The sequence below is a fragment of the Haloarchaeobius ordinarius genome, from assembly GCF_051801355.1.
Lineage (GTDB): Archaea > Halobacteriota > Halobacteria > Halobacteriales > Natrialbaceae > Haloarchaeobius.
The window spans coordinates 2406872-2429826 of record NZ_CP196560.1; the positions used below are offsets into that span (position 1 = coordinate 2406872).

General features: G+C 60.1%; 25 protein-coding genes and 1 tRNA gene. 17 read left to right on the forward strand and 9 right to left on the reverse strand.

Annotated elements, in window-relative coordinates; translation table 11 throughout:
- Nucleotides 1–4: 4 nt before the first annotated feature.
- Genes ACSC1R_RS12575 through ACSC1R_RS12590 form a run of 4 tightly spaced genes read right to left on the reverse strand, consistent with a single transcriptional unit; the run spans nucleotide 5 to nucleotide 2604 of the window.
- Nucleotides 5–703: a 30S ribosomal protein S3ae gene (locus ACSC1R_RS12575; RefSeq protein ID WP_439026081.1), complete on the reverse strand. Its 699-nt coding sequence runs from the start codon at nucleotides 701–703 to the stop codon at nucleotides 5–7.
- Nucleotides 700–939: a KEOPS complex subunit Pcc1 gene (locus ACSC1R_RS12580; RefSeq protein ID WP_439026082.1), complete on the reverse strand. Its 240-nt coding sequence runs from the start codon at nucleotides 937–939 to the stop codon at nucleotides 700–702. Before ACSC1R_RS12580 ends, ACSC1R_RS12575 begins: the two co-directional genes overlap by 4 nt.
- On the reverse strand, nucleotides 936–2126 hold the full coding sequence (locus ACSC1R_RS12585) for an exonuclease RecJ (RefSeq protein WP_439026083.1): 1191 nt from the start codon (nucleotides 2124–2126) through the stop codon (nucleotides 936–938). Before ACSC1R_RS12585 ends, ACSC1R_RS12580 begins: the two co-directional genes overlap by 4 nt.
- A gap of 10 nt (nucleotides 2127–2136) precedes the next feature.
- Nucleotides 2137–2604, reverse strand: coding sequence for a 30S ribosomal protein S15 (locus tag ACSC1R_RS12590; protein WP_439026084.1), 468 nt, complete (start codon nucleotides 2602–2604; stop codon nucleotides 2137–2139).
- A gap of 291 nt (nucleotides 2605–2895) precedes the next feature.
- Between ACSC1R_RS12590 and ACSC1R_RS12595 the strand changes: the two genes are divergently transcribed.
- The 4 genes from ACSC1R_RS12595 to ACSC1R_RS12610 all read left to right on the forward strand — a co-directional run bounded on the left by ACSC1R_RS12595 (nucleotide 2896) and on the right by ACSC1R_RS12610 (nucleotide 6542).
- Nucleotides 2896–2967: transfer RNA gene (locus tag ACSC1R_RS12595), tRNA-Ala, on the forward strand.
- Between the two features lie 692 nt (nucleotides 2968–3659).
- On the forward strand, nucleotides 3660–4190 hold the full coding sequence (locus ACSC1R_RS12600) for a hypothetical protein (RefSeq protein WP_439026085.1): 531 nt from the start codon (nucleotides 3660–3662) through the stop codon (nucleotides 4188–4190).
- Between the two features lie 139 nt (nucleotides 4191–4329).
- Nucleotides 4330–5385, forward strand: a complete 1056-nt coding sequence (locus tag ACSC1R_RS12605; RefSeq protein WP_439026086.1) for a hypothetical protein — start codon at nucleotides 4330–4332, stop codon at nucleotides 5383–5385.
- Nucleotides 5382–6542, forward strand: a complete 1161-nt coding sequence (locus ACSC1R_RS12610) for a hypothetical protein (RefSeq protein WP_439026087.1) — start codon at nucleotides 5382–5384, stop codon at nucleotides 6540–6542. The genes ACSC1R_RS12605 and ACSC1R_RS12610 overlap by 4 nt, the downstream gene beginning before the upstream one ends.
- A 448-nt stretch (nucleotides 6543–6990) precedes the next feature.
- On the opposite strand, the gene ACSC1R_RS12615 is transcribed toward ACSC1R_RS12610, so the two are convergent.
- Nucleotides 6991–7593: a GNAT family N-acetyltransferase gene (locus tag ACSC1R_RS12615; protein ID WP_439026088.1), complete on the reverse strand. Its 603-nt coding sequence runs from the start codon at nucleotides 7591–7593 to the stop codon at nucleotides 6991–6993.
- A gap of 199 nt (nucleotides 7594–7792) precedes the next feature.
- Between ACSC1R_RS12615 and ACSC1R_RS12620 the strand changes: the two genes are divergently transcribed.
- The 12 genes from ACSC1R_RS12620 (at nucleotide 7793) to ACSC1R_RS12675 (ending at nucleotide 16102) form a co-directional block, all read left to right on the forward strand.
- Nucleotides 7793–8026, forward strand: a complete 234-nt coding sequence (locus ACSC1R_RS12620; RefSeq protein WP_439026089.1) for a DUF7385 family protein — start codon at nucleotides 7793–7795, stop codon at nucleotides 8024–8026.
- Nucleotides 8027–8086: 60 nt separating this feature from the next.
- Complete coding sequence (locus tag ACSC1R_RS12625) at nucleotides 8087–8512, forward strand: hypothetical protein (protein WP_439026090.1); 426 nt, start codon at nucleotides 8087–8089, stop codon at nucleotides 8510–8512.
- 81 nt (nucleotides 8513–8593) lie between these two features.
- On the forward strand, nucleotides 8594–9772 hold the full coding sequence (locus ACSC1R_RS12630; protein WP_439026091.1) for a M24 family metallopeptidase: 1179 nt from the start codon (nucleotides 8594–8596) through the stop codon (nucleotides 9770–9772).
- Nucleotides 9773–9861: 89 nt separating this feature from the next.
- The gene (locus ACSC1R_RS12635; protein ID WP_439026092.1) at nucleotides 9862–10143 is read left to right on the forward strand and encodes a hypothetical protein; all 282 of its coding nucleotides are present in this window, start codon (nucleotides 9862–9864) and stop codon (nucleotides 10141–10143) included.
- 2 nt (nucleotides 10144–10145) lie between these two features.
- Nucleotides 10146–10832: a hypothetical protein gene (locus ACSC1R_RS12640; protein WP_439026093.1), complete on the forward strand. Its 687-nt coding sequence runs from the start codon at nucleotides 10146–10148 to the stop codon at nucleotides 10830–10832.
- Between the two features lie 88 nt (nucleotides 10833–10920).
- Entirely contained in the window at nucleotides 10921–11031 is a 111-nt protein-coding gene (locus tag ACSC1R_RS12645) for a GlyGly-CTERM sorting domain-containing protein (RefSeq protein ID WP_439026094.1), read from the forward strand.
- A 45-nt stretch (nucleotides 11032–11076) separates the two neighbouring features.
- Nucleotides 11077–11883: a prephenate dehydrogenase/arogenate dehydrogenase family protein gene (locus ACSC1R_RS12650; protein WP_439026095.1), complete on the forward strand. Its 807-nt coding sequence runs from the start codon at nucleotides 11077–11079 to the stop codon at nucleotides 11881–11883.
- Nucleotides 11880–13295, forward strand: coding sequence for a small ribosomal subunit Rsm22 family protein (locus ACSC1R_RS12655; RefSeq protein WP_439026096.1), 1416 nt, complete (start codon nucleotides 11880–11882; stop codon nucleotides 13293–13295). Before ACSC1R_RS12650 ends, ACSC1R_RS12655 begins: the two co-directional genes overlap by 4 nt.
- A gap of 111 nt (nucleotides 13296–13406) precedes the next feature.
- Entirely contained in the window at nucleotides 13407–13670 is a 264-nt protein-coding gene (locus ACSC1R_RS12660; RefSeq protein ID WP_439026097.1) for an Htur_1727 family rSAM-partnered candidate RiPP, read from the forward strand.
- Between the two features lie 44 nt (nucleotides 13671–13714).
- A complete protein-coding gene (locus ACSC1R_RS12665; RefSeq protein WP_439026098.1) occupies nucleotides 13715–14929 on the forward strand; it encodes a TIGR04347 family pseudo-SAM/SPASM protein in 1215 nt (404 codons plus the stop codon).
- 87 nt (nucleotides 14930–15016) lie between these two features.
- Complete coding sequence (gene surE / locus ACSC1R_RS12670; RefSeq protein WP_439026099.1) at nucleotides 15017–15814, forward strand: 5'/3'-nucleotidase SurE; 798 nt, start codon at nucleotides 15017–15019, stop codon at nucleotides 15812–15814.
- 57 nt (nucleotides 15815–15871) lie between these two features.
- A complete protein-coding gene (locus ACSC1R_RS12675) occupies nucleotides 15872–16102 on the forward strand; it encodes a SelT/SelW/SelH family protein (protein ID WP_439026100.1) in 231 nt (76 codons plus the stop codon).
- Between the two features lies 1 nt (nucleotide 16103).
- Here ACSC1R_RS12675 and ACSC1R_RS12680 read toward each other — a convergent pair whose 3' ends face one another.
- The 3 genes from ACSC1R_RS12680 to ACSC1R_RS12690 form a co-directional block, all read right to left on the reverse strand.
- Nucleotides 16104–17057 carry a hypothetical protein gene (locus ACSC1R_RS12680; protein WP_439026101.1) on the reverse strand — a complete coding sequence of 318 codons (954 nt, stop codon included), beginning with the start codon at nucleotides 17055–17057 and terminating at the stop codon, nucleotides 16104–16106.
- A complete protein-coding gene (locus ACSC1R_RS12685) occupies nucleotides 17054–20506 on the reverse strand; it encodes a PKD domain-containing protein (RefSeq protein ID WP_439026102.1) in 3453 nt (1150 codons plus the stop codon). Before ACSC1R_RS12685 ends, ACSC1R_RS12680 begins: the two co-directional genes overlap by 4 nt.
- A 123-nt stretch (nucleotides 20507–20629) precedes the next feature.
- Nucleotides 20630–21394 carry a CehA/McbA family metallohydrolase gene (locus ACSC1R_RS12690; protein WP_439026103.1) on the reverse strand — a complete coding sequence of 255 codons (765 nt, stop codon included), beginning with the start codon at nucleotides 21392–21394 and terminating at the stop codon, nucleotides 20630–20632.
- A 156-nt stretch (nucleotides 21395–21550) separates the two neighbouring features.
- On the opposite strand from ACSC1R_RS12690, the gene ACSC1R_RS12695 reads away from it, so the two are divergent.
- Complete coding sequence (locus ACSC1R_RS12695; protein ID WP_439026104.1) at nucleotides 21551–21748, forward strand: HVO_2922 family protein; 198 nt, start codon at nucleotides 21551–21553, stop codon at nucleotides 21746–21748.
- A gap of 100 nt (nucleotides 21749–21848) precedes the next feature.
- Here the strand turns inward: ACSC1R_RS12695 and ACSC1R_RS12700 are convergent, their stop codons facing one another.
- A complete protein-coding gene (locus tag ACSC1R_RS12700; protein WP_439026105.1) occupies nucleotides 21849–22883 on the reverse strand; it encodes a hypothetical protein in 1035 nt (344 codons plus the stop codon).
- Between the last annotated feature and the right edge of the window lie 72 nt (nucleotides 22884–22955).

Consider the following 22955-nt stretch of genomic DNA (forward strand, 5'->3'; position numbering starts at 1 on the left):
CGACTTACTCTTCGTCGTCTTCGGACTCGTCGGCCTCGGCCGCTGCCTCGGCGTCCTCGTCCTCGACGTCGACTGCGACGTCTTCCTCGTCGACGTCGACGGCAGTCTCTTCCTCGGCCGCGACCTCTTCGGGGCGCGCTTCGAGGGTCGCCTTCTGAATCTCGACCCGGCGGAGCGGGTAGATGGTCTTCGCCTCGCCGTAGATGGCCGAGCTGAGTCGACCCTCCACGATGGAGTCGATGAGGTCGTCGAACGTGTGCTCACGCGCGTTCTCGCGGACGAGCTTGATCATCCGCTTGCGGATGGCACGCTCCTGGCTGTGGTCGGCCTTCTTCGTGGTGAACGCGACGGGCTGAATCTGGACGCGGTAGTCGTCCTTCGTCAGCACGGTGATGTGGGCGTCGATCTTGGACGCGCCACGACGGACGAGACTACGGAGGTAGTCACGCGTCAGCTCGTGCTGGACGAACTCGGTGTACGCGGCGTCGCTGCCGACGTCGGTCACCTTGAACTTGAGCTTCGTGTTGTTCTCGCTCGCGTTGTTGGTGAGGTCACCGAGGGTAGTTTCGATGGTGCGGTCGAGCACCTTCTCCGGTTCGTCTGCGGGTGTGGTACCGAGCTCCTCCCGGTCGAACTGCTCCGGGGCGTGCAGCGTGTACCACCGCTTCTCTTGTTTCTTGCGGGAAACGGATCGTTCGCTCATGATTTGTGTGTAGTCTGTTGCTCTGCGTGCTGTACCACTCGTGACGCGACGTCGACGTTCACGACGTAATCGTCCACGGTCGAGTGCAGGCCGCCGGTCGTCTCCCGCTCGATGTGGGTGACGACGGTGCCGTCTTCGACCCTCGTCTGCATCTCGTCGGTGTTGTCCGGCCGAACCGCAGCCGCCACCAACTCGGGGCGGTCGTGCTCGGTCCGAATCGTCGCGCGTCGTGTCATAGTGCCTCCCTGAAGGCGGTGATGAACTGTTTCGTCTCGCACTCGAAGGTCGCGTACGCCGTCCGCGGGGTGCCGTCGGCCGCACCGCCAGTCTGCGTGACGGTCCGTGCCACGACGCCCGCGAGGTCGCGGTCGTCTACGGCCGCGGCCGCGGCTTCGTCGTCGCTGACGACCAGCACGACGGGTTCCGGCGACCGGAAGTCACGCACCAGTCTGGCAGCGACCTGCACCGGCGCGTCGTCCACGCGCGCGACGAACAATCCACCGTAGCGGTGTGTCGTCGCCTCGCGGACCGCCGTGTGGGCCGCGTGAGCCGTCTCGCGCCACGCGTCCAGCGCGCCCTCGCGAACGTCGTGCCCGAGCGCCAGCGCCACGCCCGTGCCGGGCGCACCCACTGCCGCACAGTCGAGCACGTCCGCGAGGCCGCCGACCGTGGCGAACCGACCGTCGGGCGTGGTGTAGGGCCGGAGCGCCCGTCCGAGGACGTCCCCGGCCCGCGTCGTGGCGTCGTCCGCACCGACCGTCTCGACCGCGACCAGCGACGCCAGCGTGCGCCGCGAATCGTCGTCTACCTGCGTCTCGGCGTCCGGTGTCGTCTCGTCCGTGAGGTCGAGGTCGGCAACGAGTTCGTCTGCGACTGCACGCTCGCCCGAGAAGGGCGCGTGCACTAACGTCGAGGCTGCAAGTCCGTCTGCCACGTCGTCGGTCGGAATCGCCACACCGGGACGGCGGACCAGTCGCCCGCTCGTCTCGGCGGCGTCCACGAGTCCTTCGGTCGCACCCGCGCCGGGCGTCACGCCCGCCGCGACGGCCCCGGCCAGTGCCAGGACCGAATCCGGTGTGCCACCGAGGTCGCCCGCCAGCCGCCACGCGGCCACGCTCGCCGGTTCGTCCGCGGGGTCGAGGTGATGTGCCTCGGCCTCGGACGACCCGACGACCAGCACGGTCGTCTCGGCGTCTTCTGCGACTCGCGCCACCCGCTCCGTGCGTTCGTCGACCGTCCGGCCGACGCTCACCTGGAACGGCGTCCCGGCGTCACCCAGCGCTCTCGCGACTAACCCTGCGGCGGCGACTGCGTCTCCGTCTGCGCGGGCGACGACGTGGACGAACGAGGCCCGCTCCAGCGCCCCAGCGATGTCACTGGTGGCGTCGGCGGCCCCGTCGGCGGTGCGACTCGAGTGCGACATTCAGTTCGACTTAGCCTTCGAGGAGTTCCGCGGCGTCTTCGTAGGAGTACTCGAAGTCGGCGTCCAGCTCGTCACCGCGATAGTACGAGACGAGGCGGCGGACCTTCGACTCCGTGTTCTGGAGTGCGCGCTTGTTCTGGAAGTCCTGCTGGTTCTCCTCCATGTGTGCGCGGAGGCGAACAGCACGCTCCATCAGGTTGCGCAGGTCTTCGGGCAGGTCAGGGGTGGCGTCGTTCTCTTCGAGGATCTCGGTGACCTTCTTGCCCGTCGCCAGCTTGACGTTGGGGACGGGTGTGCCGGTCACGCCCTCGTCGCGCAGCTTCATACCGATCTGCGACGGGTCGTAGCCCTGCTCTGCCAGTTCGACGACGCGCTCTTCGATCTTCTCGGCGTCGACGTCACTCCACTCCGGGGGTTCCTCCGTCACGGGTCGGTCCGAACCGGACTTGCCGCGACGGCGAGTGTGCATTCTGGCCATTGGTAGATGATAGGAACAACAGACCGCGAAAGACGTGTGAATCCGACAGAGACAGCTGTCCCTGTCGGGAGCACCTCCGTAATCCCAAGCCGGCGGAAGCCCACCGGCGAGTCAGATTTACGGCCGTGCTGTTCCCGAATGTTCGTTGCCTGGTGCGCCTCTAAAGGGTTTCTACTCGCCCGCGAGAGACACCACCGTTTCGTGTGAAGCTGCGACACGGGACACGGTGCCGTCACCGACTCGTTTCGAGGGGTTTATCAATACCCCCCGACAACGATTGAATGCGTTCGAGGGCTCGTAGATCAGAGGTAGATCACTCCCTTGGCATGGGAGAGGCCCCGGGTTCAAATCCCGGCGAGTCCACTCAATTCTCGCGACGCTAACCGACGAGCGAAGCGAGTCGCAAGCGTCGCGAGTTGAGAACGTCGAGACGGGATTTGAAGCCCTGTGAGTCGCAGCCCGCGCAGCGGAACGAAGTGAAGCGAGCAGGACCGTCTCACAATGGGTTCACAATCCCGGCGAGTCCACTTCCTTCCCTCGTTTCACTCGGTCAGTCAGTGGACTCGCCGTAGTCCCACTCGCTCGCTTCGCTCGCTCGAGGGACTCCCGGCGAGTCCTGTTTTGTGTTTGGTTCAACTCGCGACGAGCTGGCCGAGTACTACGGCGGCACCGACTCGGACGACGAGCCCCGATAGCGGGGCACTGGAGAGTGGCAACACTCTCTCGACTCCTCTTTTTCGGCGTATTCTGCTCGTTTCAGCCCCTTCTGAGCCATGACCATGACCTCGGCGCGGGTAGGCCAGGGCACAGACCGCCGTGCCCTGGCCACCCGAACCGGAAATCGGAATTCCGGTTTCCCGTTAGAACGTGTGGCAAAGGCGCACCTATTGAAATTACACGGCCGCCCTCGTGGTGGCGCACGTGAATCGCACCCCCTTGGGGTGCGCGCGAAAAAATTCCATATCCCGCACTTTTCTCTGTAATTAGTAGTTCGTTAGTCGGAATGAGATTTGTGAATATTTATGAGAGTCGAAATATCGTTATTGCGTAAGACTATGCCCAACTCGACGACTGGAATCCCTCCAGATTTTTTCACGACAGCCGCCCAGGAGTGTAATTCTTGCGGAGTTCCAGATTCTACAGTCGTTGGCGTTCTTGTTTCTTTTCTTGCTGCGGTTCTGGTCTATGCAGCGAAACAGAATTGGGAAAGACGTAAACTGAAGAGAGCGTTGGTCACCGAGATTCAAGAGATGGAAGGGATTGAATCCTGTGCAAAGCAAATGAATCGGGTCAGTTCTCCACCGACCCGACAGCTCTCTGAGGATGATGTTCCAAGTCCTGGTTCGATACCGACGACAATTTATGAATCGAATGCACTCGACATAGGTTTACTCGGCGGGTTCAGTAACGATGACTCAGAGTTAGTAGAATTCGTTGAGTTGTATTCTCAAGTGCTACGGTATAAGGCGATTATAGCCGACATCAGATCCGGTGGAGAGACTTCAAACTCGGACCAAGAGGACTTGTACGATAATATCGGCGATGTAAGCGAAAAGAGAGATGACTTATTGGAAAAGTATGGGTAGCTGGCAAATAGGGTTGACACAAGAACTTTGTGTTCTTGGAAATGAAGTTCGGCCATGAGAGAACGTAATTTACACATCGACTTTGGTGCTGGTTTATGTGGGGGTGAGAGACGTGTCTGCTACTGATTTCTTAGACGTGATGGACAATGAGTTCTCGAATAGGCGTGACTTCATTTTACACCTCGAGGATTGTTTCGACTTCAGGTCTTTGAAGGACGAATTTAATATCGTTGCCTCAGTAAATAACCTTCCGACGAAAGACCGGTTTAAGCAAGAACTGAGTTCTCACTTCGAGATTTTTGACTCAACGGGCGATTTGTTATTATTGACAACCTCGGTAGATGAGGAACCGGTATCTTCGTATCTGTATCTTGATGAAGATTTCCCAGTCTTCTTTACTACGGCCAATAAGACTGATCAGCTCCCACCCACAATCTGGGATTTCCTTCAGACTACTCAGGATGTGGGGCGGTTGACTCTTCCAAAGAGACGAATCGACGCCATTAGAAAGGATTTGGTAGCTCGTTATGACCAACTCTCTATTCCTTACTTTAGCGCTCGCAGATCTTTGGACTCGAATATAGATGCTCGAAGGAGGCCAAAAGTTGAACGTTCAATTCAATATCGTGCACGTGATGGATTAGAGACTTACAGGGAGATGCGTTTTAATTACGGCATTCTCCCAAAAATAATGGTCTTCCAGCGCCCAAACCATTTCAAATTCCGGGTGAAGCAAGAAGGCGTCTTTATCCATGTTAGCGGTAGCATCATTGACCTCTGGACCTCGCTGACGAACGAATTCAAACGTGCAAGGGAAATTAAAAAATATTCAAACACTGGAAACTACGGCGAAGTTCGTTCATTCTTCGATGACCATGACTTCCAAATTAGTTCACCTTGGGCAATTGAAGTGAAAGACGGCATTCAGAAAGAGCCATTAGAAAATTTCAAACCGCATATCGAGGAGAAATTTTGGGAATTCAGTGTATCTGAGTTCAACTCTCATCTACAAGTTCCGCATTTTGAAGCAGAACTCATTGATAACCACTATCATGAACGGTTGAATCTCGCCTCTAAAAACGACACAATAAGAGTGTATCCACGTGAGAAGACTGACATCGACCAGTCTATCCGAATTTTCAACTTTATGAGTGATCACTTTGATTCTGAGTGTATCGCGCGTGAGGTAGTATGAAAGATCCAGAGCCATTTGACGAGAATGACTGGATTAAGAATGAACTGGGTAAGGGTGACCAAGAGAGATTTAATAAACTATTTGATAAAAAATATCGAGAAATAAAAAAGGAAGACGCAATTCAGGGAGTAAAAAATTCCTTCGAGCAGTCTGGACTACCACACTATCGTTTATTCAAAGCGGTTGTCGACGGCTTTTCACCGGATTCTCGGGCAGAAGGGAGTGCATCTGGATTCGAGACCCGTGTGGTTAACCCTCTGTATGAGCGCGGTCAAACAGCTGCTGAGATTTTATTGGCTAAACCCCAACCGGGATCTTCAAGCGTTCATATCTGCTTTGTATCATGTGAAATTGGTGGAGAAAATTCGCAAGAGTGGAGGCAAGATATTAACCAAGTTCAAGATGTACTCGAATCAAGCGATAACAGGCAGCATCTAAAGGAACAGATTCAGTGTGACGATCTGGACATTCGGACTGTCCAGTATCTCACTGTTTCTCGCGATCGGGACCTGTTTGATATCGATATGGACGTAATGAAAGCAGGTACGAATCCTGAGAATTATGCTCTCTGGGAATTTGTAGAGATTGAACTTCCTGAGACAGAAGAAGAGAAGGAAGAAAACGAGACCATTAGACACTATGATGGCGAGGTCGCCCATCCCGATCTCGCAAGGGTCGGTGAGGAAGGAATTGATTATTCACTCGTCCAGAATGACGATATTCGATACTCATTGACTACACACCCAATATATCCAATCGGTATAATATGTTTGGAGATTTATACTAGTAACCAAGGTCATGATGATTTCCCTAAACAATTTTATAGGGAGGAATTTGTCGAAGAATATAAAAATAAGATTTATCTTGGTCAGGTAACCGAGGAGATTGAACATATAATACAAGGAAAAGTTGCTGAGCTTTTGACTCTGGCAGTTGATTCTAATATGCTAGATGATGATGATGATGACTTGGAACGAGATTACAAGATAAAGTGGCCCTCTGATGATGCAGGAGATGTCAAAGAAATGGTGAAGTCGAAATATTATAAACACAATGCAAGTGACAAGAGGGGTGAATTAGCATTTGAACGCGCTCGTGAGAATTTCCAAAAAGAAGAGCAGTCCTTAGACGAGTACATGAGCGACTCATCTGAATAACCTACATTGAGAAACTCGATTCCATTTTAGCAATAATTCGTTCTCCGAACTCAGTCCGTTACATCTGAAACGCTGATTTTTGCCTTTCTACTTCCCCGATGACCACCTGTCCCTGACCACCGCATCAGCGGCATCTTACTCGCCCGTCGCATCCTCACATCGACAATCCTGGCACTCGACCCTGACCGTCGATACGGAGCGAACGCATACCAGCCACCAGCTCGCCTCAGTTTCCGATGGGCTTCCTCGTAAATCTGGAAGTACCCAGTCGAATCCACGTCACACGCCTTGATTTCGACAGGCGTCCCGTTCTGAAAGACGACATCGTGCCAGTAGCATCGAGCAGGCTCCAGATTCCGCTTCTCGATGACGTAGTGCTCTGCGGCGGTCCCGAATCAGTTGGTCCTGTGCAGCAGAATCTACCGAACAGCCCACACCCAGTCCCTCCTCAAGCAACAACAGCCCTGTCAGCAGGCGCTAACCGCACCTCTTCAGCAATCTCCGTCTCGAAGTCGAGCACCATCGCGAGCTCGTTCCCCTCGCGCTTGACCGTCTCGAACCCGAGTCGCCGATACACCGCAATCGCAGCCTCATTATCGTCCCGAACGTGCAGCGACAGGCCATCGTAGCCCGAGTCAGCAGCGAACGCGATGGCGTGCTTGGTCAGTTCCGTCCCGATGCCACGGCCGTGGGCGTCCTGATGGACGTAGACGAGGAACTCCGGGGGGCCCTCCGCACCCGCGACGAAACCCGAATGCCCGACGACGCGGTCGCCGTCGAGGGCGACGACGTTCTGGCCTTTCTCGTGGAGTCGGTCGATCCACCGGCGGATTTCGCTCTCGCCGATGGGTGGCAGGCCCATCGAGCGGTGTTCCGGCGCGTAGTCGGTGTACATCTCGACCAGGGGGTCGACGAACTCGTCGGTCAGGGGGACGACGAGCAGCGAGTTTCCGTGTTTGTCCACGAACCGCGGGCACCGCGGCGGACAGAACGGGGTTCCCTCGCACTCGCCGTGGTTCCAGGCGCAGGCGGTGGTGGTGTCAGGCTCCATGCGGGCTCTCGTCCTGTACCTTTGCATGGAGGGGGTGTATCGATATTGCAGCCTATACGCGGCATTTATATAGTGGGCGGCGAACATGCAGACCCAGGCGGCCACGGCCGGCACTCGCTCCGAAACCTGCAGCGTCGATGATTCCACGACACGGGAGCGACCGCCAACAGTTATCACACCACGGCCCGCACTGAAAACCATGGACGACGAGACATACGACGAGCTCGTACAGTCGGTGACTCCCCGGGAGACCGTCGGCGGCGTCAAGACCTACCAGAACACGGTGGCGATGGCGTGTCCAGCCTGCGAGGAGCCGTTCGACGACCTGGTGGTGTGTGAAGACGAGTACAACAGTCTGGAACTCAGCAAGATGCTGGACCTCTGCGTGACGACACACGAGGGCGACGTCCTGCTGTTCACGCACAAGCCCTGACCACTCGCATCCCCTTCTCCGACCGCTGGCCTGAATACCGTCAGCGACGCACTCGTGAGTATGCCAGGCGAGAGCCACGACCCCACAGACATTCGGTCCATCGCGGTCCACGCCGACGACGTGCTGACGGCGCTGGAGGCGAGCGAGCAGGGGCGCGAGGCGGTCCTGCGGGTCACCGCGCCGTTCGGGGGCCGGGTCCGGGCCAGGATTCACCTCGTGCAGTCCGCCGAACCGGCAGACGACGGGAGCGGTGGTCCCGGGCCGATTCGCATCCCGCCAGGGAGACTGGTCGACGACGACGCGCCAGCGTACCCGCACGCACACGAGACGGAACCTGTGGGGGAGTACGACGTGGAGACACACCACGAGCGACACGCCAGGGCGGTCGCCGAGTGGCGCGAGGCGGTTCGGGCACATCTCGTTTCGACGGTCGACCTCGACCTGCCGAGTGGCCCACATCGCGTCGACGTGACGGTGCTCGGGTGAATCGGGTCCAGCCACGACCGACGTGACCCGTCGACACCCGGAACCGGGACCGTTTTTATACTGCCCGTGCAGGGAAGCAACATGGAACCCGACTTTGCCGCCCTGGACGAGTTCCTCGACGACGAGGGGCTCGATGGGTACGCGTTCCTCGACGACGAGTCGAACTCCAATCTCTACTACACGACCGGCTTCGGCGCGCCGGACCCGTTCTTCGCGGTGTACACACCCGACAGCACCGGTGTACTCGTCTCCTCGCTGGAGTACGGCCGCGCGAAAAAAGAGAGTCGCGCAGACGTGGTGAAACGCCACGGCGACTACGATATGCAGGCGAAGCGTCAGGAACACGGTGACGACGCCTTCTTCAAGGTCATCGGCGAGTTCCTCGCCGACCTCGGCGTCTCCTCGCTCGCCGTCGAGATGAACTTCGGCGTCGGTGCTGCCGACAAACTCCGGGAGGACGGCTTCACCGTCACACCCGACGAGGACGGTGTCGTCGGTGACATCCGCGCCGTGAAGACCGACGAAGAGGTCGACCACGTGCGCGAGGCACAGCACGCCAACGAGGCCGCGATGGCCCGCGCCGAGGAACTCATTCGCGAGGCGACCGTCGAGGACGGCGTCCTCTACCGCCCCGACGCGGACGAACCGCTCACCAGCGAGTTCGTCAAACAGGAGATCGAGATAACCCTGCTCCGCCACGACTGTTCGCTGGACGAGACCATCGTCGCCTGCGGGCAGGACGCCGCCGACCCGCACGACCGCGGCTCCGGCCCCCTCGAAGCCGACGAGTTCGTCATCGTGGACATCTTCCCGCGGCACAAGGCCTCGCGCTATCACTCCGACATGACCCGGACCTTCCTCAAGGGCGAGGCGTCCGACACCCAGCGCGAGTGGTACGAGGTGACCGACGAGGCACGGAAGGCCGCCCTCGACGCCGTCGAACCGGGCACGACCGGTGAGGAAGTCAATCAGGCGGTCGTCGACGTGTACCAGGAGGCGGGCTACCCGACCATCTTCACCGACCCGAAGACCGAGACCGGGTTCATCCACTCGACCGGCCACGGTGTCGGCCTGGACGTCCACGAGGGGCCGTCCATCAGCCACCGCGGCGAGGAGCTGGAACCGGGGCACGTCATCACCATCGAGCCCGGCCTGTACGACCCCGACGTCGGTGGCGTCCGCATCGAGGACATCGTCGTCGTCACCGAGGACGGGTACGAGAACCTCACCGACTACCCCATCGAACTCGTCGTCGACTGACCGCCCCCTGTCGGGACCAGCGACGGACCCCTGACGACGGGGGTACCCGAGACCCCGGTATTTTTGTAGGAACCCGAAGAGTGCCAGCTATGGGCAGGGATGGCGAGCCTGACTATCAAGGCCAGACACGCGAGGAGCACGTCGGGACCACCGAATCGAATCGACAGCAGACGACGTGGTCCGGACCGCGGACCCGCCGCAGGTTCGTGACCGCGACGGCTGGTGCCAGCATCACGTTGCTCGCGGGCTGCGGTGGAAACGGCGATGCCGACGGTCCGGCCGGGACCGCTGGCTCGGCGGCGAACGGTGAACCGGCCGACTCGACCGGCTTCGGTGAAGGTGGCTACGGGGACGGCGGATACGGACTCTAACCATGACGAAAGAGACAGCTAACCACGGGTACGGACAGCCCGAGAAGGGCGACGAGAACTGGCACGAACCGCTGAACGAGAACTTCGACAGACTGGACGTCGACGTCGTCCTGAAGGGTGCACACGCAGACAGACCGGGGAATCCACCCGAGGACACCTGGTTCCTCGCGACCGACCGGAAGCAACTCTCGCACTACGACGGCTCGTCGTGGCGCGTCGTCGGCGGTGTCGGGACCGCTGACGACCCCGTCCCGAGCGCACACTACCGGGAGTTGTCGGCGGACGTCGCGAAGGTCCGCGGCTCACGCGTCCAGACGTGGGTCTCTCAGGACATCGTCAGCATCGAGGGTGAAGGCAGCAGCGAGGTGACGGTCTCGATATCGCTCGACGACCTGTTCACCACCTACCTTCGGAAGTCGAAGAAACGGGCGTTCACTGACGTCCGCATCAGCGCGGTCGGTAGCGACGGGCAACCGCTGTACGCCCGCTGGGAACTGTTCGTCATGCGAACCAGTACGCGCAACTACTACGTCGACACGTTCGAACAGGCCGCGAAAGGGCCACGCCCGTTCGACTTCGAGGTCACCGACGGAGGGGACATCGTCGTGACGTTGCGGGCGAAGGGACCAATCGAGGAGATCGACGTCGAGGTCCCGCGGGGCTATAACCCGCGTGAGTTCTCGATATAGCCTGGCGGGACGACCAGCACAGAGAGGACAGCCCGCGAAGCCATTATCAAGGCTTAAAACCTCCCTCGCGGTAGGGACAGGTATCAACATGGACCTGCGCGTATTCACCCCGGGCGGTGCGTTCAACTGGCTCATCATCGTCATCCTGTTCCTCGTCGTGCTCACGACAGGGCTGTTCATGTACGCTGGCTGGATCTGACGCCGACCGAACTCCTTTTCAGAACCCGTGAGCTACCCGAATGCGATGACGACACTGGTCGTCGGTGCCGGGGCGATGGGCCGCTGGGTCGCCGAGACGGTGCCCGGTGACGTCGCGTTCGCCGACACCGACCCGGCAGCCGCAGAAGCGGCAGCTGCTGCCGTCGGCGGCCGACCGGTGGCGCTCGACACCGAGGAGACGTTCGAGGCGGTCTGTCTCGCCGTCCCGATGACGGTCGTCGCCGACGCCATCGCTGCACACGCGACCAGGGCAGAACGCGCGATATACGACGTGACGGGCGAGATGGCGACGCCAATCGAGGCGATGCGAGAACACGCTCCCGACACGGAGCGAGTGAGCTTCCACCCGCTGTTCGCACCCCAGAACGCACCCGGTACCGTCGCCGTGGTCGCCGACGCCGCCGGCCCGGTGACAGACCGGGTCCGCACCGCGATGGCCGCTGCCGGTAACGACGTGTTCGAGACCACGGCGGCGGAACACGACGAGGCGATGCGGTCGGTACAGGCCAAGGCGCACGCCGCAGTGCTCGCGTACGGCCTCGCAGCCGACGACGTCGACGACCGGTTCCACACGCCGGTTTCGGCCACACTGGACGACCTCGTCGGACAGGTGACCGGTGGCGAAGAACACGTCTACGAGAGCATCCAGCGCGTGTTCGGTGGCGCAACCGAGGTCGCAGACGCAGCCCGTCGACTCGCGGATGCCGCCGATTCAGACGCCGCCGACGGCGCGTTCGCCGCGCTCTATCGTGAGGCCGGGCGACGGCATCACGGACGCGACCAGCGCGGCGACGACGACCAGTCGACAGACACCGAGGAGACACACGAATGAGCCAACGAGACGACATCGTCGCGAACGCGAAGTACCTCAAGAACGTCAGACCGATCGACCCGGAGGAGGTCTGTGAGTACGTCGAGGGACACCCACACCCAGCAGTCGTCCGCCAGACCCTCCGCGACGAGGCGCTCTCGCTCGGTCTCGTCGAGCGCCCCGACGGGACGTTCGCGCCAGTCCCAGAGGACCCGGTTACGACGACGGTCGAGACGGTCGAGGCGCTCCCGAACGTGTACGACGAGGTGCTCCGGGACATGCTCGTCGAGCGCTTCGGCCTCGACTGGGCCGAAGGTGACTCCGGTGAGACGCTCCGGACAGCCATCCGGCGGCTCAAGGACGACTACTACCGCCGCCGGAACGTCGAGTACGACGAGGTGGCCTCCCTGGGCTACGCCATCTACCACCTGTCCGACTTCTACGCCGCGGTACAGTACGTCCTGAACGACCTCGTCGCGAAGCGTCTGCTGGGGCGAGAACTGCGCGTCCTCGACGTCGGTGCGGGCGTCGGCGGCCCCGCACTCGGCCTCCACGACTTCCTGCCCGAGGAGACACTGGTCGACTACCACGCGGTCGAGCCCTCGGCGGCGACCGGGGTGCTCACACACCTGCTCGAATGCACCGCGCCGAGTTTCCACACCCGCATCACGCAGACGACCGCGGAGGCGTTCGAGCCCGAGGGCGAGTACGACCTCGTCCTGTTCGGGAACGTGCTCAACGAACTCGACGACCCCGAAGCCATGGTCCGGAAATATCTGCAACACCTCGCCGAGGACGGGTCGGTGCTCGCACTCGCACCCGCCGACAAGAACACCAGCATCGGCCTCCGGCAAGTCGAGCGTGCCGTGACCGACGAGGCGACCGTCTACTCCCCCACGGTTCGGCTCTGGCCCGGCCACGAGCCCAGCGACCGCGGCTGGTCGTTCGATGTGCGTGAAGACCTCGCGACACCCGAGACCCAGCGACGACTCGACGAGGCGACGCCCGCGTCCGACGAGGACCACGAACCGGGTGAGTTCGTCAACGTCGACGTGCAGTTCTCCTACAGCATCCTCCGAACGGACGACAGGCGCATCCTCGAGGTGACCCCGAGCGCCGACCGGTACGCCCGGATGGCCGACATGGACGACCACGTCTCGAACCGTATCGACCTGTTGGCGGTCAAACTCTCGCACAACCTCGCCGGCGAAGACGCGAATCCCCTGTTCAAGATAGGTGACGGCTCTGAAGCCGCCGACCACTACGCCGTCGCGGTGAAGGAGACGAGTCTCAACCGGGACCTCCACGCTGCCGACTACGGCGACCTGCTCTCGTTCGAGTCCGTCCTCGCGCTCTGGAACGACGACGAAGACGCGTTCAACCTCGTCGTGGACGAGGAGACCCTCGTCGAACGGATTCCGAAGCCGGTCTGAGGTGGCTTCGGGACGCCTCGACCGTCGTGCCATCCCGAACATCGTCACCCCCGTTCTCATCCGATGAAAATCTGCGAGAGTGCCTTTTGACTCGCTTTGCAAGGTTGGGATATGCCAGTCGAGGAGCGACAACACATCAGTGACGCACCGCGAGCCACCGACGGCGACGAATGGGAGGTCTTCGTCAGGGAGACGAGTACCGGCCCGCTCCAGCACGCCGGGAGCGTCACCGCAGAGACGTGGGACCTCGCCTACGAGCAGGCGTCCGCGCTGTTCTCGTTCACCGCGACGGACCTCTGGCTCTGCCCCGCCGATGCGGTGCACCGCTTCACGCCATCGACGCTCGACGAGGCCGCCACGCTCGCGGACGACTGACGACGGAGACGACCGACGAAGACACGACCAAACGACCACGACACATGATATCCGTCTCGAAGCTACTGTGTGGGCTCGACGCCGAGGGCGACGGCCTCCGGTACGACGCCGCCGACGAATCCGACAAGGAACAGATCTCCGAGGAGAAACAGCGCAGACCGGTCGTCGTCTGGAACACGACCCGTGGCTGTAACCTCTACTGTGACCACTGTTACGCGAGTGCCTGCGACAGCGGGGCCGACGGCGAATTCTCTACGACAGAGGGCAAGCGACTGCTCGACGACCTCGCGGACTACGGCGTCCCAGTCGTGCTGTTCTCCGGCGGTGAACCCCTCGTCAGGCCTGACCTCGTCGAGCTAGTCGACTACGCGGCCGACGTGGGGCTCCGCCCGGTGCTCTCGACCAACGGCACGCTCATCACCGAGGAGCGCGCCCAACAGCTCGCCGACGCCGGGCTCGCGTACGCCGGTATCTCGGTCGACGGCATGGCCGACACGAACGACCACTTCCGTGGCAAAGACGGCGCGTTCGACGCTGCCATCCGGGGCATCGAACACTGTCTCGACGCCGGCCTCAAGACCGGCCTCCGGTACACCATCACCCAGCACAACCGCGACGACCTGCGTGACATCGTCGACCTCCTCGCAGACACCGGACTCGACCGGTTCTGCTTCTACCACCTCGCCTACGGTGGCCGCGGGGCGGACATCTCCGATACCGACCTCTCGACAGAAGCACGCCGTGAGGCTGTCCGTGAAGTGTGTGACCTCACCCGTGCCTACCACGAGGCGGGCCACGAGATAGAGACACTCCTCGTCGGAAACTACGCCGACGCAGGCTACATCACCGAGTACGCCCGTCGGGAGATGGGTGATGAACGTGCCCAGTCGGTCCGGCGGTACCTGGAGACCAACGGGGGCGACCCCGCTGGCGAACGCGTCGCCGACATCGACTACCAGGGCAACGTCCACCTCAACCAGTTCTGGCAGTCCTACAGCCTCGGCAACGTCCGTGACCGTCCCTTCGGTGCCATCTGGGAGGACGACTCCAACCCGCTCGTGAACGCGCTCCGAACCCGCGACGAGCGACTGCAAGGTCGATGCACTGATTGCCAGTACGCCGACATCTGCAAGGGTGGCTCTCCGCTCCGCTCGCTCGCGGTCCACGACGACCCGTTCGCGCCCGACCCGCAGTGCTACCTCACACCCGAGGAACGCGCACCGGACACCGGCGGCGTGCGACCAGCAGGCGCGGACTGACCGGCCAGCACGACCGACGGACGCTGTCATCGCACCCCCGGGTCCCCGAACGGTGGCCTTTTGCCGACCCCCTCCGTCGCTTCCGCCATGAGCGGTTCGCTCGAAATCCTCCTGACCAACGACGACGGAATCGACAGCCCCGGATTCCACGCCCTCTACGAGGCCCTCGGCGAAGTCGGTAACGTCACCGCGGTTGCCCCAGCCAGCGACCAGAGCGCCGTCGGGCGCTCCATCTCCAGTCGCGTCGACGTCGAAGAACACGAACTCGGGTACGCCGTCCACGGCACACCGTCGGACTGCGTGGTCGCCGGTCTCCAGTCGCTCGGGCCCGACCCCGACATCGTCGTCTCCGGGGTGAACAAAGGCGCGAACCTCGGCCACTACGTCCTCGGCCGATCCGGCACTGTCAGCGCCGCCGTCGAAGCCGCCTTCTTCGACGTGCCTGCCATCGCCGTCTCCCTGTACGTCCCCATCGACCCCGACGAGGACCGCGCCTGGTCCGAGGTCGAGGTCCCGAAAGGGGACTACGCCGAAGCGACCCGCGCCGCGACCTACCTCACCAGACACGCGCTCGGTGCCGGTGTCTTCGAACAGGTCGACTACCTCAACGTCAACGCGCCCCTCCCCGGCGACGAACCCGCGCCGCTCGAGGTCACCAATCCCTCACACATGTACGAGATGGACGCTACCGTCTCCGACGGTACCGTCTCCTTGCACGACCGCGTCTGGGAGCGCATGGCCTCCGGCGACATCCCCGACCCCGAAGGCACCGACAGGCGCGCCGTCGTCGAGGGCCGAATCAGCGTCTCCCCCCTCACCGCACCCCACACGACGGAGCACCACGAGTCACTCGACGCACTCGCCCAGACCTACCTGTCCGAGTGACCGGTGACCCGCCGAACACCCAAGGGCATTTCATCCGTGGAACCCCGACTTTCGGATATGCCCCACGTCGAAATCGAATACTGCGTTCCCTGTGGTTTCCTGAACCGCGCCGAAGACCTCCAGCACGTCCTCCTCCAGACGTTCGGCGAACAACTCGACGCCGTCACCCTTCGAACCGGCGACCACGGCATCTTCGAGGTCCGCGTCGACGGCGAAACCGTCTTCGACAAATCCGAAGACGAGTTCGACGTGGACGAGATTACGCGAACGGTCCGAGAGAAGCTGTAGGTCAGGACCGGAAGCGGGACAGAAGCGACACGAGCACCACGAACCCGACGAGTAACGCGGCTGCTGCAGCTGCGACCGGCTCGAGGCGCTCCCGCCAGATGGCGTCGTTCTGCTGTTTCACACTCTCGTTCTCGTACTGGTAGACTTCGTCTTCCGGGACGTCCCAGTACTCGACCATGATTGGTTCGTACTGTCGGTCCCAAACCTCGGTCTCACCGTCTACGGTCCCGACGAATTCGACCTGGTCCTCGATGTCCGAGTGGTTGTGAATCCATCCAGTGAACAGTCGTACCTCTCCAGCCACCTTCATGTCTGGGCCCTCGTTCAATGGAATGACGAGTGTTCGACGACTCCCATCCATCGGAACCCGTGCTTCGTACGGGTCAGAGTGCGTCTGCAGTGAGGTGACCCGGACCGTCGTGAGGTACTGGACCTGTCCCTCGTTCTGGATAGTGACCCGAGCGACGGTTGTCTCTTCACCGTCGATAGTGGCAGTATCGACCTCTACGTTCTCGATCTCCGGCAATTCGATTCCATTGGGATTCTGAGAACTGATGTTGAGAGTGTAGTTGAATCGTTCGTAATCCTCTGTAGTCGAGACTTCGAATGTATGTTTATCAACATCACCTGCCAAATAACCATTCATATTATATTTGTTCTTTATTGATTCTCCAGAAGAGATATTGAAGTTAGAATTGACTACGATTGTTCGGTCAACATAAATAAACAGACCAGACATTAGTTTTCTATCCTTATTGTTCTCTGCCAAGGTTTCAATCGTATTGTTGTTTGGATAGAACCATATTTTGTACTCTACACCATTATGTGAAACCAACGACCTTTCAATCGTGTCATTTTCCAGAATATTCCTCTCAGGTCCCCCTTGCAAACCACCTGCATTTGTGGTCATTGCAGTAACTACTAATAGACAGATAAGGAGCAGCGTTGGCTTCATATATTACACCCCCGTGCCTGAATGCAGTCTTTACTGACATTTTCAAGAATTTCCATCATTTCTTCCATCGAAATAACACCGTCGCGCCGAATTTCCTCTCGGAATTCACGAGATTCATGGAATTTTACTTCCCCAAGGGACGGAATAAATTCTTTCTTTTTCTCGCTGCCAGAAACGATCGCGATTGTTTCGACTACGTTTTCCTCGTCTTCAAACGCTGCGACAGTCAGTACTGCAGTCCCTGGCTTCGAGACCGTCCATCGAGGTTCGTACACAGTACCGTTGATGCGGATATCCTTGCGACCGGCCGCTTTCTGTGCTCTTCTGCGGTCCTCTACTGTGCGATACTGTTTCCACTCTTGCTGTGATACGACGAAGCTTCTGGTAGCGAAGTACGTCGAATCCTGCACAGTCACGTCTTCTGAGATTTCGTACTGATATAGAGTCTGCTCATAGGATGGCCGAACGACTACCTGTTTAGTTTCACCAGTGAAACGGTGCCGTGAACTCTGAGCGAACCGACTCCAGTACGATCTGGTCTCCCAGTACGGTTCTTCGCGCTCGACAACGACTGTCCGAGCTTCTGTCACGGTCTCAGTGACTTCTTTGATTACCGTATCGATGTAGCAACCTACCCGTGGATTGCATCGCTCTACCTCGACCTCTTTCTCGTGCGTTTTTGTGACCTCGACCGTCTTCTCGATCTCCTTCTCCACCGTCTTCGTCTTTCTGGTCTGATATTGGAACTGTTTCAGGGTCCGCTCTTGTGCGGGAACCGTTTTTTGTTTAGTCTCACCGGTGTATCGACCGTCACCCATCCTCGAACTGCGCCACTCGTGTCTCGTTACCGTCTCGTGTCTCGTATTGCTCTCTTGACCGGCCGCGACCCACTCAGGGAAAAGTCGAAGGAAATCTCGTCGGTCCGATTCAGATTGGAACGTCTTCCGTTCGGTCTTCGAGCCACGGACTTCCTCGAGTCTTTCGAGTTGTATTCCAGTAGCGACCTCACGTACATCCTCGATGTTGTATCCGTTGGACAAGTACTGCCGAAGCTCGGCCCTGTCGTCGACCGTCTCGTTGAGTGTGACGTTGTCGCGTCGAACACGATACGCCATGCTCTCGACGGAGATGTTCTCGTAAACCGTAGAATTTCGAACCATCAGTTCGATATCCATCGACGGTAGCGTCACTGAACTCCTGATTCTTCCGGGGTTCCGTTCGTTGACCAACACGACCTCGGGCGACACACGACCGTTTGCGAGTGCTGCAGCAGGTACCCGTATCTCCGCGATTTGTTGCTGCAGGCGGTCGGAAGTCGCATCGTGAGGGTCCTCTACTTGAGAGGAGTTAATTCGACCCTGTGAGACGATCTCGACGTACTCGGACGAAGATTGGTACAGAAGATCCACGCGGTAATCTTCTCTAGTCTTCGTGAACGCGAACGGTTCTGATCGAACTCGGAAGTGAACAGTATCTGTCGCGTTGAACGGCCCTTCGTTAATTTGGTTTACTGCCTCTATATCAGGAACAAAAAACTGGAGGAAGTCCCACCCCCGTGTACTGACTCCCCCGTTCTGGTCAGAGACGACCAGAGTCGCGTCTTCTCTCGCTCTCAACCGACCGATTGCCGGGTTCTCGTCCAATGCATCCGCACCTCCTGGCCATTCGAAATCGAGTTCAGTGTGGTCAGGGTCGAACGAACGCGTGGCATCGATTGTGTACGCCCATCGTCTCGATATCTGATTTGTCCCGTGGTCCTCGGTTGTAATGACGAGTTCGGGGTCGCTTGGTTGGACTTCAAAAGTGCTGAGATAATCTGTTGGTTGCCCTCCAGGTACATCTCCCACAATCCGGTAGTACATATCGTACTCTGAAGGAATCCATCCACTCCAGTAGCTATGGAAAGTCATTCTGTTTGATTTTCCGACATTCCTAATCTCTGTAGTACTGCTGAGCTTTTTTACCATCTTTGATGGGGCAAAGTACGCAGCGGAAACGTCCTCCGGGTCGTTCCCATTCAAATCAACTTCCACGATATGATGTGCAGTATACCGTGACGGGTCCAGTCGCCGATGGTGGGAGTCCACAGGTCCGTTCACGAACCCGGCACGGACGATTTCCACAGCACCGACGGGCGTCACTTCACGGGTCGTCGTTTTCCGCTGTCCACGACCGTCGACTGCCGTGAGCTCGACCGTATACGTTCGGTTGGGTTCTATCTGCTCGAACGTGAAACTGGACACTCTGCGTTCGCCTAATCCGGGTTGCTTGCCTCGTCGTGTTCCTTCTTCGTGGAAGACGGTTCGATTCCCGACGGTGACCGTGACTTCCATCAGGTTCCCGTAGGCGTCCGAAGCGACGATGTCGCCACTGACGTCGTTCTGGTTCCTGATGTTCAACAGTCCGATCTTCGGGGCTGGGTCGGCGACGACCGTGGTCCGCCCGCCGTCGAACGTGGCGATATCGGTCGAACCATCGGTGTACGTGACGACGGCGAACAGTTGGTGGTCGCCTGGTGCCCAGTCGAGTCTGGTCTGGTCACCGTCTCCGTGTGGACCGGTCGCGGTGTGCCAGGTGACGTTCTCGACGACCGTCATCGGTGGTGCGTTCGAAAGTCTGTAGTTCCCAATGAGGGGCACGATTCCGGTGACGACTCGTGGGCCATCCACGGTCGGGTCGTGCTGCGACGAAAGCGGGGGCCCAACAGCACCTCCACCACCGCCGCTCCCGCTGCCGTTGCCACCGCCGTTAGAAGGCGGTGTCGTGCTGTTGTTACCTGAAGGCACGGCCGGGACAGTGACTCGAAGCTGAATGGAATCAGTCGCGGACCGTCCCAGGTCGTCGTATACCACGGCACGGACGGTGTGGCGTCCATTCGTTGGGAATGCGGGGGAGATCCGGTTGGCACCTGGTGAATCGATGGACCGGGTCGCGACCAGTGACCCGTCGACGGACCACGCGACCCTGTCGAGCGAGGCAGCACCAGCAGTGGGCGTCGCAGTGAAGGTGGTCGTCTGACCTCGATGGGCCGAGCTGGGGCCGCTGAGGGACAACGATGGCCCCTGCCCGCCAGAGACAGAGACGAACAGTGTGTCTCGGCTGGTTGCGCCGTCGTCGTCGGTGACGGCGAGTGTCACTGCGAACTCACCGGTTTCGTTGACTCGGAACGCTGTCGACGCACAGTGATTACAGTCGGGGGCGAACACGACCCCACCTGGACTCCGTATCGACCACCGATACGACTGAATCGTTCCATCAGGGTCCCGGGACCCACGGGCGTCGAGTTCGACCGTCCGGCCGAACGAGACGGTCTGGTCTTGACCTGCATCGGCCAGGGGTGATTCGTTGTCGTCAGGGGCGGTCGCAGCGGCAGCGTGTCCATCTATTGGTGGAACCGCTGCGGCCAGTTGTGATGTGACGAGAACCGTCACCAGCAGCAAATTTTTCATCAGTTTACACGCGGAATTAGATTCGCCACCCCGTATAAAGTGCCGGATGTGAGTCCACTAAATTTAGCAGCCAGTGCGAAGAATTTCGTCGCGGTTGCCTGTACGTTCGACAGGGGTCTCGACCTACGAGTCGGACATGAACTCGGCAATTGCTCTCGGGCGCGCTGCCACGTACGGGAGCCGCGAGGTGACCTCGTACAGGCTCTTTCGCGCAGCACCGATAGCGTACTGCTGGGTGCTCTGGAGGATAGGAGTTCGAATCCCGTGGACGCGGGTCTGTCCCGACCTGAGGGCGTCGACGATCTGATCGGGGGAGACCTCGGCGGGACTGTCGACCGGCTCTTCGAGTTCGACCACCGTGTATGCTCGACCGACGTTCATCAGGTAGTGGGCGTCGCTCCCGCCGACCTGACCGTACCCGAGTTTGTCTGCGAACCGTCGCGCACGCCGGTTCTGGTACCCGGTGAACACCATCGAGTTGTACACTTCGATGGCGTCGCAGTCGGTGAGTCGAGACTTTCGTACGCCGTGACGGGTTCGCTGGAACGGGTGGGGAACGACGGCTGCGCCGCCGTGTTTGCGAACGGTTTCGACGGTTTCGGCGAGGGGTTCGCCACGAGGCGGTCGTTCGTCCACGCCGATGGCGAGCAGGTGGCCGTCGGCGGTCGAGACCTCGACTCCGGGAATACCGACGAGACCGAAATCACTCGCGATGTCTGCCGCGTGTCTGGACGCTTCGATTCGGTCGTGGTCGGTGATGACGACCCCGTCCAGACCGATGTCGGCAGCGTGTTCGAGGATGAGTTCGACGGGTTCGTGACCATCGTACGAAGCGTCACTGTGGACGTGTAAGTCCAGTGCAAGCAACGTCCCGTCTCTCCCCGGCATGCAGGTATCTCCGTCTTGCGGGATAGAATATCTTGTGCTCGAGTGGGTCATCAGTTCAGACAGGACGTGTGCCCTGCTTGCACCCATCACTCGAGTCACCGAAGACTCTCACGGGGCGGGAGATTTGCTTATCACCGCAACTGCCCTAGTTCGGACATGGCCAAAGCCACGTTCGAGTTGTTCACGGACAGGAAGGGCGAGTACAGATGGCGACTTCGCCACGACAACGGGAACATCATCGCGACTGGTGGCGAGAGCTACACGACGAAGGCGAACGCGAAGAAGAACATCGAGAGCGTCAAGAAGAACGCGGGTGGTGCCGACGTCGTCGAAGTCGCGAAGACGGCGAAGTGAGGCCGCGCGTTCGCACGTCGACAGGGTCCATTCACTGGTACTCGTCCGTACTTTCTGAAGCGTATCGCCGATATTACCAGCCCCAGAAACCACACGACGGCTAGAACCCGACGACGACGCCTGCGTGGTCGGACGGGTAGATTGCAGGCTGGTCTGTCGTGACGACGACGTTCCGCTCTAGACCCGTCCGAATCGCCGTTCGGGGCTGGAACTGGCCGCGAGTGAACACGACGTCTATCTGTCGGTTCAGGGTCCCGCCCGTGAGGTCCTCAGAGAAGGTGCAGGTCGGGTCGTGCCTCCCCGTAACGTCGACGTAGGCGTCGTCGAACCCACCGAATCGCAACAGCTCGTACGCGTTGAATCCCCCGTCCGCGCGGTCGCTGTTGATGTCTCCGAGCAGGAGTGTCCTCCCCGACCCCATCACGTCGAGTAGTTCCAGGGCCTGGAGTTCGCGAAATCCCGGTGTGACGTCGAGGTGGGTGTTGAACACCTTGCACCCGTCGTAGTCGACTCTGGTCCATCCGAAATCGGCCGGGACGAACCGCAACCGTCCCTCGATGGTGACCGGGACTGGGACCTGTGCCCTGTAGGTCCCTGCCATCTCGTTTTTCGTTTCGACGTCCGACCGGGCCAGGATAACGTCTCGGTCCCTGAACCGCAGGGTCCCGGGGACGTTCTCGAATTCGACGGGGATAGTGATGCTTGCGTTCCAGTTCGCGACTGCGACGCCGTAGGGGACACCCTGGTTCGCGAGCGCAGGTCGGAGGAGTGCCAGATGGTCGACCACGGTTGGTTCGACGTCGGGGTCGGCTGGAGTGAACTCGAACCGGCTCACTTCCTGCATGCCGATGATGTGGGGCGGTTGGGGTCCGGCCGTCGTCAACTCGGCAGCGATGCTCTCCGCGCGGCGGGAGAAGGGTCGGTTCGTGACGATTTCGGTGAAGAGGAGCCCCGCTCTCGCAGCGGTGTTTCTGGCCGTGATGACGTCTATCAGGTCTCCCCCGAGGTAGAGGTTGCGCGTCGCGGCGACGAATGAGCCAGCGCCGTTCGCCGTGGCAGTACCGACCAACCGGCCCCCAGCGAAGAACCCACCGACCGTGAGTGCCCCGCGTTTCAGGGCGGCACGCCGCGTCATTCCTCCGACATCACTCGAACAGGGGTTGTCTGGTACTTCGGGTACTACAGGGCCTTCTCCAGTCATGTGCTA

Bases quoted from the DNA above. Each gene is read 5' to 3' on its own strand.
- ACSC1R_RS12575 (WP_439026081.1), bottom strand. From the start codon at position 703: ATGAGCGAACGATCCGTTTCCCGCAAGAAACAAGAGAAGCGGTGGTAC.
- ACSC1R_RS12580 (WP_439026082.1), bottom strand. From the start codon at position 939: ATGACACGACGCGCGACGATTCGGACCGAGCACGACCGCCCCGAGTTG.
- ACSC1R_RS12585 (WP_439026083.1), bottom strand. From the start codon at position 2,126: ATGTCGCACTCGAGTCGCACCGCCGACGGGGCCGCCGACGCCACCAGT.
- ACSC1R_RS12590 (WP_439026084.1), bottom strand. From the start codon at position 2,604: ATGGCCAGAATGCACACTCGCCGTCGCGGCAAGTCCGGTTCGGACCGA.
- ACSC1R_RS12600 (WP_439026085.1), top strand. From the start codon at position 3,660: ATGCCCAACTCGACGACTGGAATCCCTCCAGATTTTTTCACGACAGCC.
- ACSC1R_RS12605 (WP_439026086.1), top strand. From the start codon at position 4,330: ATGGACAATGAGTTCTCGAATAGGCGTGACTTCATTTTACACCTCGAG.
- ACSC1R_RS12610 (WP_439026087.1), top strand. From the start codon at position 5,382: ATGAAAGATCCAGAGCCATTTGACGAGAATGACTGGATTAAGAATGAA.
- ACSC1R_RS12615 (WP_439026088.1), bottom strand. From the start codon at position 7,593: ATGGAGCCTGACACCACCACCGCCTGCGCCTGGAACCACGGCGAGTGC.
- ACSC1R_RS12620 (WP_439026089.1), top strand. From the start codon at position 7,793: ATGGACGACGAGACATACGACGAGCTCGTACAGTCGGTGACTCCCCGG.
- ACSC1R_RS12625 (WP_439026090.1), top strand. From the start codon at position 8,087: ATGCCAGGCGAGAGCCACGACCCCACAGACATTCGGTCCATCGCGGTC.
- ACSC1R_RS12630 (WP_439026091.1), top strand. From the start codon at position 8,594: ATGGAACCCGACTTTGCCGCCCTGGACGAGTTCCTCGACGACGAGGGG.
- ACSC1R_RS12635 (WP_439026092.1), top strand. From the start codon at position 9,862: ATGGGCAGGGATGGCGAGCCTGACTATCAAGGCCAGACACGCGAGGAG.
- ACSC1R_RS12640 (WP_439026093.1), top strand. From the start codon at position 10,146: ATGACGAAAGAGACAGCTAACCACGGGTACGGACAGCCCGAGAAGGGC.
- ACSC1R_RS12645 (WP_439026094.1), top strand. From the start codon at position 10,921: ATGGACCTGCGCGTATTCACCCCGGGCGGTGCGTTCAACTGGCTCATC.
- ACSC1R_RS12650 (WP_439026095.1), top strand. From the start codon at position 11,077: ATGACGACACTGGTCGTCGGTGCCGGGGCGATGGGCCGCTGGGTCGCC.
- ACSC1R_RS12655 (WP_439026096.1), top strand. From the start codon at position 11,880: ATGAGCCAACGAGACGACATCGTCGCGAACGCGAAGTACCTCAAGAAC.
- ACSC1R_RS12660 (WP_439026097.1), top strand. From the start codon at position 13,407: ATGCCAGTCGAGGAGCGACAACACATCAGTGACGCACCGCGAGCCACC.
- ACSC1R_RS12665 (WP_439026098.1), top strand. From the start codon at position 13,715: ATGATATCCGTCTCGAAGCTACTGTGTGGGCTCGACGCCGAGGGCGAC.
- surE (WP_439026099.1), top strand. From the start codon at position 15,017: ATGAGCGGTTCGCTCGAAATCCTCCTGACCAACGACGACGGAATCGAC.
- ACSC1R_RS12675 (WP_439026100.1), top strand. From the start codon at position 15,872: ATGCCCCACGTCGAAATCGAATACTGCGTTCCCTGTGGTTTCCTGAAC.
- ACSC1R_RS12680 (WP_439026101.1), bottom strand. From the start codon at position 17,057: ATGAAGCCAACGCTGCTCCTTATCTGTCTATTAGTAGTTACTGCAATG.
- ACSC1R_RS12685 (WP_439026102.1), bottom strand. From the start codon at position 20,506: ATGAAAAATTTGCTGCTGGTGACGGTTCTCGTCACATCACAACTGGCC.
- ACSC1R_RS12690 (WP_439026103.1), bottom strand. From the start codon at position 21,394: ATGCCGGGGAGAGACGGGACGTTGCTTGCACTGGACTTACACGTCCAC.
- ACSC1R_RS12695 (WP_439026104.1), top strand. From the start codon at position 21,551: ATGGCCAAAGCCACGTTCGAGTTGTTCACGGACAGGAAGGGCGAGTAC.
- ACSC1R_RS12700 (WP_439026105.1), bottom strand. From the start codon at position 22,883: ATGACGCGGCGTGCCGCCCTGAAACGCGGGGCACTCACGGTCGGTGGG.